This is a genomic window from Sunxiuqinia elliptica, from assembly GCF_900113005.1.
In the GTDB taxonomy this organism is placed as follows: domain Bacteria; phylum Bacteroidota; class Bacteroidia; order Bacteroidales; family Prolixibacteraceae; genus Sunxiuqinia; species Sunxiuqinia elliptica.
Genome location: NZ_FONW01000001.1, coordinates 712,546 through 727,722 on the forward strand (window position 1 = coordinate 712,546; position 15,177 = coordinate 727,722).

The 15,177-nt window shown below is 44.5% G+C and carries 7 protein-coding genes; all 7 read left to right on the forward strand.

Going from position 1 to position 15,177, the window contains the following annotated elements:
- Nucleotides 1–130: 130 nt before the first annotated feature.
- Complete coding sequence (locus tag BM156_RS02920) at nt 131–1,333, forward strand: T9SS type B sorting domain-containing protein (protein ID WP_093918318.1); 1,203 nt, start codon at nt 131–133, stop codon at nt 1,331–1,333.
- Nucleotides 1,330–2,328: a PorP/SprF family type IX secretion system membrane protein gene (locus tag BM156_RS02925; RefSeq protein WP_093918319.1), complete on the forward strand. Its 999-nt coding sequence runs from the start codon at nt 1,330–1,332 to the stop codon at nt 2,326–2,328. The genes BM156_RS02920 and BM156_RS02925 overlap by 4 nt, the downstream gene beginning before the upstream one ends.
- A gap of 80 nt (nt 2,329–2,408) precedes the next feature.
- A complete protein-coding gene (locus BM156_RS02930) occupies nt 2,409–8,522 on the forward strand; it encodes a head fiber protein (RefSeq protein WP_093918320.1) in 6,114 nt (2,037 codons plus the stop codon).
- A gap of 81 nt (nt 8,523–8,603) precedes the next feature.
- Nucleotides 8,604–11,672 carry a hypothetical protein gene (locus tag BM156_RS02935; RefSeq protein ID WP_093918321.1) on the forward strand — a complete coding sequence of 1,023 codons (3,069 nt, stop codon included), beginning with the start codon at nt 8,604–8,606 and terminating at the stop codon, nt 11,670–11,672.
- A complete protein-coding gene (locus BM156_RS02940) occupies nt 11,665–13,569 on the forward strand; it encodes a hypothetical protein (protein ID WP_093918322.1) in 1,905 nt (634 codons plus the stop codon). The genes BM156_RS02935 and BM156_RS02940 overlap by 8 nt, the downstream gene beginning before the upstream one ends.
- 13 nt (nt 13,570–13,582) lie before the next feature.
- Nucleotides 13,583–14,644 (forward strand): tail fiber domain-containing protein, encoded by a 1,062-nt coding sequence (locus BM156_RS02945; protein WP_170846838.1) that lies wholly within the window; start codon nt 13,583–13,585, stop codon nt 14,642–14,644.
- Between the two features lie 108 nt (nt 14,645–14,752).
- Nucleotides 14,753–15,109: a hypothetical protein gene (locus BM156_RS02950; RefSeq protein ID WP_139218195.1), complete on the forward strand. Its 357-nt coding sequence runs from the start codon at nt 14,753–14,755 to the stop codon at nt 15,107–15,109.
- Nucleotides 15,110–15,177 lie beyond the last annotated feature (68 nt).

Consider the following 15,177-nt stretch of genomic DNA (forward strand, 5'->3'; position numbering starts at 1 on the left):
AATCTATCTTTACTTTTCAATTATTTGAAGGGGAATAGCTGTTTAAAATATTGTGATTTTCAATCTTAATTCGCTATAGAGTAGTGATTTATGGTTGTTTTTGATCCGAGTAAAATGAAAGGAAAAAGAGATGCGATGGCTTTGTATTATCCTATTTTCTGCATTTGGTGTATTGGGGATTAAAACTTCCGTCTTTGCAAAAGATGGTGGTTTTGAGGATGAAAAGGGAGCAGTTTTGATACAAGGAGTATCATGTTTTATCGAAGGGGATGCATCGGTCTGTTTTAACGGAGATCTTAACATTCCCGAGGGAGCAAAACTTACCAATCAAGGAACCATTTGGTTTTCGAATTCAAATCAAGCAAATGTTGTGTTCGCAGTGGATAACCTAGGGAGCGGAAAGCTTGTTTTTAGCGGAATAGCTGATCTTGAGCTCCAAACCACAGGAACTCAGATCGGAAGTTTAGCGATGAAGCAGAAGGCTGGAGGCGTTTATCTGAATGGGCAGTTGGAGCTTAGTGAGTCACTCGCTTTGCAGGATGGGGTGCTGCATGTTGATGAAGGAGGCATCGTAAAAGTGAACAATGACTCTCCGGATGCGATAAGTTTTAGCAATGCCATAGGAGCTTGTAGCTTTGTTAATGGAACACTGGCTCGAAAGATATTACCTGAAGAAACTTACTGGTTTCCGGTTGGGAGCGATGACTGTTTTCACCCATTTTTTATTAGTCAGGCAGATCGTGAGTTGTTCGTTGATGTGGCGTTTGATGCAGATCTACTGGCTGGTGGCGGGCGTTTCCCGGAGAATCAGGATATCCGCTCTGTGGAGCCTGGAGGATGGCGGGTAAAAAATGAGGAACCTCTTGATGTCCGCTATTTTGCGGGCGCTTCCTTGTTGGATGAGCAGCAGCGGCCTCTAAGTTTCGATAATTATGCACTTTTGTATGCTCCTCCCGAAGATTTTCTTTTTTCAAACTACACCATGGATGTGGATGCTTGGCGGACAAGTGATTTTTATTTGCAAAGTCGCAAACCGATGAAAGAAGGCTTTTTCGGCATTGCCCGGGAGTCTGATTTAAAGCTTGTCAACTTCATTTTGGTGAATGGTACCTCAAAAACCATATTCGAAGTTCCGAATATTGCCGAATATGATCGGATCAAACTGCAGGTTTTCAACCGCTGGGGAGCCATGGTTTTCGAAAGTCATAATTATCAGAATGATATGGATGTGAGAGAGTATCCGCAAGGTTCCTATTACTACGAAATGACACTTTGGACAGGGAGCAGTTCCTCGGTAATCAGAAACGTAATTGAAATCAAGGTTGGTCAATGATTAAAAAACTAAAATATCTTTTTTGCTTATTGCTTTTCATCGGGAATGTGCTTTTACTGAACGCTCAGGAAATGATGCACCTTCAGTCTGTTGTTAAGCAGGAGTTTATTAATCCGGCTTATAACTCGTTCAAGGATTATTCTTCGATTAACCTGATTAGCCGTTTGCAGTGGGTTAACCTGCCTCATAACCCAGAGGTATACGGAGTGAATGTGTTTGTCCCGTTTCGAGTGAATCGTTTGGGAATGAATGTCACGCTGATGAGGGAAAATATTGGTTTGCGGAAAGTTAGCTCTGCAGATGTGAGCCTGTCGACAAATATTCGGCTCAATAAACAAAGCTTCCTGGCTTTTGGCTATGGTATTGGACTGAAAAGCAATATTTATCGGACTGATGAGATCATTTCTTACGACGATGGAAGCTATTTGTTTGGAAACGAGAATTGGAACACACATAAGTTCACAACAAAATTTGGGGCATTTTACATGGATGAGTATATGTTTGCGGGTTTTAGCGGGAACATGCTTGTCGACCGCAAATGGAATGATCACTTGGTGCTTTGCCCCAGTTGGGATTTCATTATTGGAGCCATGTATAAAATTAACCGGAACCTCCTGTTTCGGCCTGATTTTGTTGTAAAGTATTACCGTACAGAGGTTATCGAAATGGCAGGAGGTGTAGAAGATGCTTCTTATGTCCCGCCTGTATTTGATCCGGCAATTAACTTCTTTATTCATAATCGAATTTGGGCTGGAATTAGCTATCGGATCAATATGGCTGCAACGATCTCTCTATCAGTTAAGGCAAACGATAATCTGAGGTTTGGTTATACCTACGAATATGGTATTGGCGAAGGAGTCAACCAGTTTAGTTCACACGGATTTACGATGACTTTTGATTTCAATCAGAAAGTCTCCCTATACAATCATCAACGAAATGCGAGAATGCGACACAACATTGGCGATGTGGTTAACCGAAACTACTTGTATCGCTAGTTCAAGCTCGCTATTTCGCAATAAGAACGAGAATAAGAAGAACATCGAGTTATAAAGGAGAAAGAAATAAACATGTAGTTATGAGGAATATTTACATTTTGCTGATTTGTATAATACAACTTACATGGTTTGGAGCGTTGGCACAGGACGATGGCGGAGTGAGCATCGGAAAAGGGAATGTCCCGGCCAATTCAAAAGCTATTCTAGAGCTCTATTCTGATAGTAAAGGGCTTTTGATTCCCCGCTTAACAACGGGTCAGCGGGAAATGATGTTTGCAAGAAGCGATCAATCAGCTCAAGGCCTTTTGGTTTTTGATAAAGATGAGAACCTGTTTTATTTCTGGAATGGAAATGATTGGGAATCTGTTGGAAGCAGCTTAACGGACGGAGATGTAAAACTCAAACTAGAGGCTGGTAAGATCTATGTTGGGGTTGATGGCGAAGCAACACAAGTGGCAAAGTCCGAGATTCCAATCAGTGATTTTGGAGCGGCTAACACGAGTATATCGATGGAGGGAAACCGGATTACGGAAGTGGCTTACCCTTTGACTAGCACTGATGCGGTTAACAAAGAGTACGTGGATGAAGTTACCGGAGGAAAGCAGGGTATTCAGTATTTAAGCCTTGATGCCGACCAAAACCTGAGCATTACCGGAGGAAATAACGTCAGTCTGGCCGATTTGTATCAGTCGTTAAGTTTGAACGGAACCATCCTGAGTATTTCCGGACCACGAACAAGTCATGTCGACCTGAAAGGAATTTGGGTTGATGGAGGTTCAGATGGTGATTCAGGTCCCTTCTTTATAACTCACAACGGAACCTTAACAGGTGACGGTTCAAGCTTAAATCCGCTAGGAATTGCCGTTAACTCCATAAGTCCTTCCTTATTGAGAGGCCATGCAGGTGGTTTATCCACAGGGACTGCAGGAAACGTCCTTCAATCCAATGGGGATGGAACTTTTTCCTGGCGTAATCTTTCGGATGGCTTACCTGCCGATCCTTCAGCCTTAGCACTTCCTTCAGGACAATTTTTTGTGGGAGATAACTCCGATAAAGCTGTTGGTACTCGCAAGAATAATATCCCACTGAGTGGGTTCGGTTTTCCGGAAACCAATGTGTCCATGGGAGGTCACCGGATGACGGATTTGGCTAATCCTTCAGATAGCCGAGATGCAGCAACAAAAGAATATGTTGATGGCCTTATCGGGCAGGGAGGTGGAGCTCCTACCTTAAGTCTCGATGCCGACCAAAACCTATCGATTCTGGGTGGAAATACGGTTAGCTTAGCTGATTTGTATCAGTCGTTAAGTCTGGATGGTAATATCCTGAGTATTTCTGGTCCTCGTGAAAGTCATATTGATTTGGGAGCGATTTTCAACGATGGCGGTTCTGGTAGCGCAAGTGTGGTGCACGATGGAACATTGCAAGGAGATGGCACTTCTGCCAATCCGCTGGGGATTGCTCCAAATGCAGTAGGTACTTCCGGGTTGAAAGGAAGTTTTGGTGCCTTGGATAACGGGGCGACTGGTTATGTGCTACAATCAAATGGTAATGGAACCTTTTCGTGGAAAGATTTATCATCAGGCGTGCCGGCTGATCCTTCTAGCCTTGTTTTGGGTGAAGGCCAATTTTTTGTTGGCAATACTTCTGGAAAAGCAGAAGCTACAGATAAGAATACAATTCCTTTAAGCGGATTTGGCGATGCAGCAGCTTCCATCTCAATGGGCGGGTTTACCATTGCTGACTTGGGATTTCCAGTCAATGAAGGCGATGCGGCATCAAAAAAATATGTTGATGACCAACTGCTGGCGATTCCTGAGGCTTCAGCTTCAAGTGCTGGTTTGATGAGTAGTGGCGATAAAGTGAAGTTAGATGACATCACAGGTACGAATACCGGCGATCAGACTTTAAGTTTGACGGGTTCCGAATTAAGCATTTCGAATGGAAATAGTGTTGATTTGTCTGTCCTCGGTGGAGGCGGAAGCAGCATCACTTCAGTTACAGCTGGTTCTGGGCTTGAAGGAGGTGGTATCACAGGAGACTTAACCTTAGGTTTTGCAGCAGTTAATGATCAAACCATTTTAGGAAATAACTCCGGAGTATCGGCAGCCCCCTATGCATTAACTGGCACTGACCTAAAATCGATCCTGGCGTTAACAAAGGCCGATGTTGGTTTGGATCAGGTTGATAATACCAACGATGCAGACAAACCTGTGAGTTCAGCAACTCAAACGGAGTTGGATAAGAAACTGGATAAGAACCCAGCGATTACCGGAGCAACAAAAACCAAAATAACCTATGATAGCAACGGCTTGGTTACTGCCGGCGAGGACGCAACAACTGCAGATATTGCCCCCAGTACTGATCGCAATTATGTGACCGATGATCAGTTAACAACTATTGGGCAAACTTCAGGAATTAACACCGGCGATCAGGATTTAACACCTTATGCTTTAAAAACAGATGTTTTGCTTGAGGTGCAGCACGATGCGACGCTGTCAGGAGCAGGAACAACAGCAAGCCCACTGGGAGTTGCCTCAAATGTGATCGATCCGTCTAAAATGAAAGGATCAGGAGGTGCTTTGGCTAACGGAGCTTCCGGCCATATTTTGCAGTCGAATGGTGACGGCACGTTCTCATGGATGGATATCTCGGATGGAGTTGCGGCTGACCCTTCCAGTTTGGCCTTGGGTGAAGGTCAGTTTTATGTAGGAAATTCACTCGGCAAAGCAGCAGCCACATCAAAAAATGCCATTCCTTTAAGTGGATTTGGAGCAGCGAAGGATCATGTTTCAATGGGAGGATTTAACCTAACTGGTCTGGCTACTCCAATCAATGAAGGCGATGCGGCATCAAAAAAATATGTTGATGACCAACTGCTGGCGATTCCTGAGGCTTCAGCTTCAAATGCTGGTTTGATGAGTAGTGGCGATAAAGTGAAGCTAGATGACATCACAGGTACGAATACCGGCGATCAGACTTTAAGCTTGACCGGTTCTGAATTAAGCATTTCGAATGGCAACAGTGTTAGTTTGTCCGATCTCGGTGGAAGCAGCATCACTTCAGTTACAGCCGGTGCTGGGCTTGAAGGAGGTGGCACCACCGGAGACATAAGTTTAAGTTTTGCAGCGGTTAATGATCAAACTATTTTAGGAAATAATTCCGGAGTATCGGCAGCACCATATGCCTTGACAGGCACTGACCTAAAATCCATTTTGGCTTTAACAAAGGCCGATGTTGGGTTGGAGCAGGTTGATAACACCAGCGATGCAGAGAAACCTGTGAGTTCAGCAACTCAAACGGAGTTGGATAAGAAGCTGGATAAGAACCCAGCGATTACCGGAGCAACAAAAACCAAAATAACCTATGATAGCAACGGCTTGGTTACGGCCGGCGAAGATGCAACAACTGCAGATATTGCCCCCAGCACTGATCGCAATTATGTGACCGATGATCAGTTAACAACTATTGGGCAGATCTCAGGAGTTAACACCGGTGATCAGGATTTAACGCCTTATGCGTTAAAAACAGATGTTTTGCTTGAGGTGCAGCACGATGCGACGCTGTCAGGAGCGGGAACAACAGCAAGCCCATTGGGAGTTGCGTCAAATGTGATCGATCCTTCTAAAATGAAAGGGTCAGGAGGTGCTTTGGCTAACGGAGCTTCCGGCCATATTTTGCAGTCGAACGGTGACGGCACGTTCTCGTGGATGGATATCTCGGATGGAGTTGCGGCTGACCCTTCCAGCTTGGCCTTAGGCGAAGGACAGTTCTATGTTGGAAATGCGCTTGGGAAAGCTGCAGCCACTTCAAAAAATGCCATTCCTTTAAGTGGGTTTGGAGCAGCGAAGGATCATGTTTCAATGGGAGGATTTAACCTTACTGGCCTGGCCACTCCAGTCAATGACTTAGATGCGGCCACCAAAAAATATGTGGATGATCATTCTGCTTCGTTGGTGCATACGCATAGTATGACTGACTTGTCGGATACGGAACTAGCGACGAAACAGAATAAGGACCTGTTGCAATGGGACGGAGGAACATCCAAGTGGGTTAATCGTTCGGTAAATGATGCGATTCCCGAAGTAAGTGCAGGCAACGCTGGATTGATGACAGCTGCCGATAAAGCAAAGTTGGATGGAATTGCAACGGGAGCCAACAACTATACACTTCCCCGCGCTACAAGCACGGCGTTGGGGGGCGTGAAAGTTGGCGCCAACCTGACGATTGATGCTGATGGAATTCTTTCAGCCGTTGGAGGTGGATCGGGTACGGTTACCAACGTATCGGTAACTCCGGTAAATGGAGTAAGTGGTTCTGTGTCTAATGCCACAACAACTCCAGCCATTTCATTAACCTTGGGTGATATTACACCAACCTCAATCACTACTGGAGATATTTCTGCAACAACAATCACTGCAACTGGGGACATTGTGACCAGTGGAAATATCAATGGAAATGTTGGGATGGACAACTTGACCGGAGTTCTTCCTGTAGCAAAGGGAGGAACAGGTGTTACGGATTTAAATACGCTTAAAGTCAACTTGGGCTTGAATCAAGTGGATAATACAAGTGATTTAAACAAGCCTGTGAGTTTGGCAACTCAAACCGCTTTGGATAAGAAAATCAATTTAACTGAGAAAGGAGCGGCCTCAGGGGTTGTTCCATTGAACACCAGTGGAAAAATTGACGAAAAATATTTGCCAGCATCATTGGTTGGTGATGTTAGTTTCATGGGGGCTTATAATGCTGCGACTAACACTCCAGCTTTGCCTGATCCAAGCTCAAGCAAGGGATCTTATTATATCACTTCGGAAGCAGGTACAAACAGCAGCTATTCATTGACTTTAAATACGGGCGATTGGGTGTTGTCAGATGGGGCAACTTGGTCCAAAATTTCACGCGGAAGCGAAGTCGCTTCATTTAATGGACGGACCGGAGCGATTGTGCCGGAAGCTGGAGATTACAACACAGATCAAGTAACAGAGGGAAGTACGAATTTATATTATACCGATGACCGGGTGAGCAATAATACCACGGTGAAGGGCAAAGAAGATGTTGCCAATAAAAGTACGGATGGTTCTTTATCTTCTAATTCGGATATCCAGTATCCAACGGTACAGGCTACCAAAACCTATATTGATTCAAAAATTCCAGCTTATTCCACAACTGATGCCAATAAAGTATTGCAGGTAAACGGAACGGGTACGGCTACTGAGTGGGTGGAAAATTCTGGTTCGGCTTCTTCAATTACACTTTCAGGAGATGTAATGGGAGCTGGAAGCGGAACAATCTCAACAAGTATTTCCAATGATGCAATTACTTCAGATAAGATCTTTGATGGAACAATTTTAACAGAGGATTTGGCGAACCAATCAGTTACGGCGGCTAAGCTGGCTGGGCTTGCAGGAAATGGAACCAGCGGGCAAGTGCTTACCTCTACCGGAACTGGCGGTTTTACCTGGCAAGGAAGCAGTGTCACCAACCTGTCTTATACAACAAGTGCAACGGATGGTACAGTGGTGAACAGTGCTGGTGATGATGCCCTAATTCCTGCTGCAACAAATGCAGCGGCAGGGCTTATGGAGGCAACAGACAAGGCAAAGCTGGATAAAATTGCAGACCTGGCAGGAGCAGCAGACGCCAATAAAGTACTAACAGCAAATGCTGATGGAACAGCTGCCGTGTGGAAAACACCTGCTGCAGGAGGTGCTCCGGTTATTTATGAAGGAACAGTTGAACCTGGATTTTCATTTATGGCCCGTGGCTTTGGCGATTTAAGTGCTATTACCCTTGAAGTTGATATTGCAGTAGAGCCAGGAGGCGCAGGTTTTGTGATAACAATTCCTGAAGGAACCTACTTGGAGTTTATGCAAATCAACCTAACCTCCCCATCGGTGATGAGCAAACTTGAGAATAACGGATTTGCTTTAAAGATTATTGATGTCGATAAAAAAATGAATAACTCAAGTTCTTCATTTGTCTTACCACAGTTGGCGTTGATGGTATTGAGTAATACCCAGCCTGATGGTTCTGGAATGTCATTTTATTACAAAGTTACAATTAGCAATACTCAAGTGTGGAATATTGGAAACGGAATACTAACTCAGTGGTTGGATGCGAGTGCTTTTAGAGATGGAGTCGGCATAACTCCAGGAACAGGGCCAGGAGTATCAATATCAATTACTTTCTAATCATGCAAAAACTTGGCTAAAATGATTCACTACAAACCTTAAAACAGGCTTCATGGCAATTAATCTAAAATAGGAAATGGAATGAGAGTTTATTATCAATACATAGTTTGTTGTTTGTTACTCGCCCTTTCGTTTCAGGCTGAAGCACAAACATTGAAGCAATTTAACGGGACGTTTACAACAACTGGAGTAAAAGCCATGGGAGAGCAGTTTCAGGTGACTGGGCTTTTTGCTGATATTAGTGCAGTATATAGCCCTTCCAATGTTGTTGTTGGAGATCAAATTATTGATGCCAACGGAAATGCTTTTCAAATAGCGGAGATTTCGTCAATTAGTGGAAGTCAGTTGATTGTTGTTGTTGAGGTATTGAACTCGAATGCTCCTGCTTTAGGGGAGGGGATTATATATAGGCCTACCAAGACCGGTTATCCATTGATGAGCCAGAATACTGCAGATGCTGTATTAACAGCAACGTTGAATACAACAACTCTATCAGTTAGTACCGATTTGCCTGATTACAAGTCAGGAACTTCTCTGCCGGAATTATCCTATGGAGATGGTGAAGTTGTGCAGTACTCAGATGGAAGTTTTTATCGATTGAATGGATCGTCTTGGGAGATTCTAAACTCAACTATAACTTCTCGTTTTGGCTCTGATATTTCATCAGTTCCTGTGATGGAAGAAGGATCTATTGTTTATTTGCGAGGAACAAAATTGCATTACTATTCCAACGGAACATCATGGGTATCGATTCCTTCGGTGACGGAGTTGCCGAGTATGCCTCGCTTGGGAGACTTATTTTATCATACGGCGCAAAAGTCGTTGTATATGATGACTGCTCAGTCAGATGATGGAAGTGCTGCCGAGTGGGTGGAAATCAACAGTGGCAGTGGTGTCGACGGAGGAATTGACTTTCCGGACGATCCAAAGGCTGGAGATCTGTTTTTCAATATCGACAACAATACCCTGTATGTGTATGACTCCAACAATGAGTGGGTGGAAGTATCGACCAATGGCTCCATGCCGACAGACATCTCTAATCCGCCGGTACCTTCAACCACAGTAAAAGTTGGCCAGCTTTTTTACAATACCTCAGAACACCAACTCTATGTATATAATGGCATGGATTGGGTGCCGGTTGGCAATAGCCTGCGGGAATCGTACATCTATGTGGGAAACTCCAAATCTGAAGCAGAGGGTGTTCCCTTGTCTGGCGATGCGGAAATTGACAATACCGGAAAACTAACGATTGTTGATGCTGCTATAACCAACGAAAAACTGGATAAAGCGAATATCCCGATTAGCGGATTTGGCGATGCAACAACGGATATTAGCATGGGAAACGGGATTATGAATTACAAGATCATTAATTTGAAAACCCCAACCAATGCTAACGATGCTGCAACAAAAGCCTATGTCGATAATCGCTTGGACAATCCGGATGATTACTTGTCGCTTTCATCGGGGAACCTTTATGTAGGAAATGCAAACAATAAAGCTGGAGAAGTAGCTAAAGGCAGCATTCCTCTGAATGAATTTGGGGCACCAACAGCTGACCTCTCGATGAACAATTTGAAACTGACAAACCTGGCTGCTCCAGTGAATTTGAATGATGCAGTGAATAAGGCCTATGTGGATGGACGCGGGGTTAACCCAATTGATATTTCACTCAATTTTGGAATGATGTTGGTTGGTAATGTTACTGACCGTGCGGGGGCTGTAGAGAAGAAAGACATTCCTTTCAGTGAGTTTGGAGCTGCAACAGGCAATGTTTCGCTAAGTGGTTATAAAATAACAGATTTAGCCAATCCCGTAGAATTGGGAGATGCAACGAGCAAAGGTTATGTCGATCATTTATTTGCGAATCCGTCAGTTGGTTTGGCTTTGCCTGCCGATCACCTGTTTGTGGGTAATGCTGATGGCAAGGCGGGAAGTATGGCAAAAGTAGATATTCCGGTGAGTAGCTTTGGCGCTGCTTCTGCCGATTTGGCTTTAGGAGAAACCGGAGCCATGCACCGCATTACCTACTTGCAGGATCCTGTGGAGAAGCAGGATGCCGCGACAAAGAACTATGTTGATACAAAGATCATTGCACCGGAAAATGTATCCTTGATTTCAAAACATTTCTTAGTTGGAGATGCTTACCACCGCGCGGTCGCAACTCAGAAAACGGCAATTCCATTGAGTGGTTTTGGGGCAGCATTGAGCGATATCTCTATGGGTGATGGAACGATTAATTGGCGGATTACCAATTTGGCCGATCCGCAAACAAAATGGGATGCCGCAACAAAAAACTATGTCGATGAGCAATTGAGTTTTTCTTTTGCCTTGGAGCAGGGGAAAATCTTTGTTGGTAATACCGCTGGAGAAGCTGCTCCGGTCGTGGTTTCCGGAGATGCTGTTTTGGATAACAACGGTGTGTTAACACTGAATGAAGATGTTGTCACGGCCACAAAAATCAATGCTGATGTGGCTGGAACAGGGTTAAAGCAAGGCCTAAGTGGAGCCTTGGAGGTTGATGTAACGACCATTCCCGGAGGTTCCATCATGTCAACAGATTTAAATGTTTCCGGGGGGAGTAATGCCGTTCTGAATGATGTTTCCTTGGAGATTGCGCCGCAAGCCGTGACTGATGAAAAGCTGGATAAAGCTAACATTCCAATTAGTGGATTTGCTCAACCCCAAGCTGATGTTGAGCTTGGCGATGGCACAACAAACTACAAAATCATCAACTTGGAAACGCCCGAGGATACCGACCCCGAATCTACTGCAGCAACCAAGGGCTATGTGGATCAGGCGGTGTTGGATTTCGCTGAATCCGGCGATCTGTTTCAGGGAACGGTTGCTGATTTAAGCGGATTCAAGGCTTTAAAATGGTCGGCAATCTCGGCAGGAAGCAAACCGACCGATTCGGTTTTGGGAACTATTTGTACGCTGAGTCAGGCCGATGATTATACCTGGATCGCCTTCCCTGTTCGTTGGGGAACACCGGATTTCTTTTATCAATATGAAGGAAAAATGTATGCGGTAATTGATGGGTATGAGAAGAGAATCATTCCAGCCTCAGAAACCGGAGCGGATGATTACCAGCTTTGGGTGTTTCTTACCAAGCCCGATCGGGAGGTTGTTTTAACCGCTGCTAATGAGTAAAACAGTTCGCATGATGAAAAAAAGGATCAATCGATATTTGCTACTACTGGTGCTGGTTTTGCTAGCTTGTACAAGTCAAGTTGAAGGACAGGAAACCCGTTTAAGTACCACCCTCAAAGTGCATCCTTGGGTGAAGCTGCCTGTGGTGGTTTCAACCGATGTTCAGGGAGGACTGCAATCAGTGGGAGCGCTTGCCTTATCTGACAATCCTGCTGATGAGCTAGCGGTCAATGTTCCCGAATATAAGCGAACAGAAGGAATGGTGGTGTCGGTGATCGATCTGAATGCCAATAATCGGACACGCTATTTTACCTATACCTCAGGAAAGACCTGGCAGGAAGTGGTTGTTCTACAACAATGGACAGCAGGAAACCAATACCTGGCTGGAGATGCAGTCATTCATGAAGGAAATTACTATACCGCTAATGCTGATTTTACAAGCGATACAAGTTTTAAAACGGACTCGGCCCGGTGGAACAGCTGGGGCGGAAAAGATGCTGAATACGATGTAAAGACCTTGTTCTTGGGAAAAGATACGTTGACCTCGGCGGCAATTAAGGAAGATGTTGTGGCCGATGAAGATAAAAAGCATACGCTGGCCACAGTGAGTTATGTGGACGAGGTGGGGGCATCGACAGATTTTGATGGTAGCAAAGCCATTACCAGACCCGGTTGGGAGGGAGTGACCGGCATGGTTCCCGGAACCGACAATGTTGCCGACTTTCTAAAAAAGGTTTTTTACCCGGTTTCTACGCCTTTGATCACCACATTCAACTACAATGGAGTGACCGCGGGAGGTCAGTATTCGTATCAATCGGCTGATGAGCTGAATGTGGTCACTGACCATACCGGAACGATCACCATCCCTTACGGAGAGTGGAACAAAGCTTCTGGCTTGACCTTCAATTTTGAGATCACCAACAGGAGTTTGGCCGATGGTAGTGAAGATACGCCTGTTGAACAGGTTCGTCTATTGGTTGATGGGGTTGAAATTGATGCTTCCGTGCTCAACTCGATGAGTCCTCAGATTTCAGGAAATTTTATGCCTGAGAAGTTGTCGTTTGCAACTGACATCGATTTCAATCAGAGTAGTGTTTTGTCTTTACAGGTTGAGGATGGAGCGGCAAACCGTGTTGCTCTCAACTTGAATATCACCTTTGTAAAAGCCCAAGGAGTTGAGGTGACCAATGCTTGGCTGGCTTCAACAAGTGGTGGCTCAAAGCTTTTGGGTGAAGGTACCGGCACCCAGGCCGATCCTTATTTAATTGAACGCATCGGAGCCGACAAAACTTATTATGTGGAGTGGGGCTTAAAATTTAATGACGATACCCAGGCAGATGTGTTGTTTGAAGGCACTTTAAAGCCTGAAGACTTGACAGCCGTTAGCATGGAGGAAGGAAGCTCTTCATTTGAGGTCCCCAATTCATCCACAGCTCAGGCTTTTCGGGTTGGAGTAAGTGCCAAGGGTGATGTTGCCCAGGATTTGTCAGCTTCGGTTTATAGTGCTTACTATTTGCTGCAGGATCAAACCTACTGTGGTTTTCTGAACTCGGATGTTGAACCGTCCGAAAGCCAGTTGAAAGGGCTTCCCAAGCATTCGTTGAAAACGGCTGAATATTATCAGGCTGATGGGCTTTCATTGAAAAACAGTACTGGAAGCTCGGGGTTTTTTACCTGGGCCATTCCAACTTATACATCGGCTTCTGATCCTGCGCCTGCTTTCTCAAAAAGGGTGTTTTACGAAGCTGCAGGAACATGGTATGAGAATTCCAACATCAATACCTATTACGTAAAAATGACTCCTCCCGGAGGAGGAGAACAATCCTGGTATTGGGTCTGCATCTACAAAGCTTCGACAGGAAATGGCGGGTCGATTAAAGTCAAACTTTCAAACTAATTGAATGAATGTGATGATGAAGAAATCAATCAAATATCAAATAATTGCTAATCTCCGGGCTAAAAGTAGCAGCCGGAGATTGGTGTATTTTATACTCCCGAAACTGTTTTTTCTATTGCTTCTTTTGGGAAGTAATCAGGGGGTAGCCCAGGTTAAAATGCCGGATATGGTTCAACCGGGTGATACGTGGGGGATTATTGATGCCAATGAATTGTATGGTGGTTGCATGCAGGTAAAATCCTACGCTGATTTGCTGGCTGTGGATGTGCAGTACTTGAAGCGGGGAATGATCTTTATCGTGTATGATTACGATGGTACGGCAGGAAATGGAATTGACACCAAAGCATACATGTTTTTGCCAGCATCTGGTGTGTGGGATTACGAAACACCATTTCAGATTCCTGCGGCAGATCAAAGTAAAACGATCGCTACAGCAAGCCTCGAATCCGCATTGACTCCCATCAGTTTTGGCCTTTCTTCTTCTGGAACTGAGGGCGAAATATCGTACAACTTTGACACCAATCAGGTATTTGTTTACAACGGAGATGAGTGGGTGGAGCTGACTTTGGGTGATGATCTTGGTAACCACACGGCAACCAGCAATCTCAAGTTGGGAGCTTTTGCCATCAGCAATGATGGTGACGCAGGGGATGGACTGACCTTTGATATGGATGGAAACGCCACTTTCGGTCAGGAAGTTACCATTCAGGGCAATCTCTACACTCCTTCGGATAAGCGTCTGAAAACCAATGTCGAGACCTTGTCGAATGTTTTGGAAAAGATCAATGGAATGCGCGGTGTTCGCTTTGAGTACCGCGATCAAACGAAATATGCCTCCGGAGTCAAAATTGGGGTGATTGCTCAGGAATTGCAACAGGAATTTCCTATGCTGGTGAGTCGCGGAGAGGATGGGTTTCTGAAAGTGGATTATACCCAGTTGACAGCCATCTTATTACAAGCGATTAAGGAGCAGAATCAAGTGATGGATCGGCAACAAAAAGAAATTGAGCTGATGAAAAGCCGAATGGATCGGTTGGAGCAAATGGTGGAAAAGCGATTAAAAGAAAAGCATTAAAATATTTTTAATAATCTGTAAATCAATTGGGAAGAATTGGGTGGAAGGACTTATGAGGAGTAGTTGATTGATGAAAGTTAAGTAAAACAAAGACAGGAGATCAGAACAATGAGAGATTGTCCCTTTTCTAGAATAGATACTCAAGCTGATGAAAAGCCAGGACGAGTATTGGTCTACAAGCGTGGAGCAAATTATTGTTCATTTAATAAAAGTGCCTTGTGGCTAATACGACAAGTAAAAGACTTTCCTTTTTTAATTGAATACCGGAACGAAGGGAGCCGAAAACTTATCCGGGTAACCTATTCGAAACAAGTGTTTGAAGCGATAAGCAAAAATTGTCGGGTGGCATTTGCATCAAACGAGCGGCCTTTCTGGAAATTAAATACCACACATCCTCCCATCAATGACTATGAATTAAAGATCTGGCGCAGTGTGATGCTATTGGAATTGGAATGCCAGCTGTAGGCCTTTGGAAAGAGCTCTTTCTGAAGGAATTGAAAATGAATGCTAGTCAATAAGTTGGATTAAAGCCT

Coding starts and splice junctions, on each gene's coding strand:
- BM156_RS02930 (WP_093918320.1), top strand. CDS start 2,409: ATGAGGAATATTTACATTTTGCTGATTTGTATAATACAACTTACATGG.
- BM156_RS02925 (WP_093918319.1), top strand. CDS start 1,330: ATGATTAAAAAACTAAAATATCTTTTTTGCTTATTGCTTTTCATCGGG.
- BM156_RS02945 (WP_170846838.1), top strand. CDS start 13,583: ATGATGAAGAAATCAATCAAATATCAAATAATTGCTAATCTCCGGGCT.
- BM156_RS02935 (WP_093918321.1), top strand. CDS start 8,604: ATGAGAGTTTATTATCAATACATAGTTTGTTGTTTGTTACTCGCCCTT.
- BM156_RS02950 (WP_139218195.1), top strand. CDS start 14,753: ATGAGAGATTGTCCCTTTTCTAGAATAGATACTCAAGCTGATGAAAAG.
- BM156_RS02940 (WP_093918322.1), top strand. CDS start 11,665: ATGAGTAAAACAGTTCGCATGATGAAAAAAAGGATCAATCGATATTTG.
- BM156_RS02920 (WP_093918318.1), top strand. CDS start 131: ATGCGATGGCTTTGTATTATCCTATTTTCTGCATTTGGTGTATTGGGG.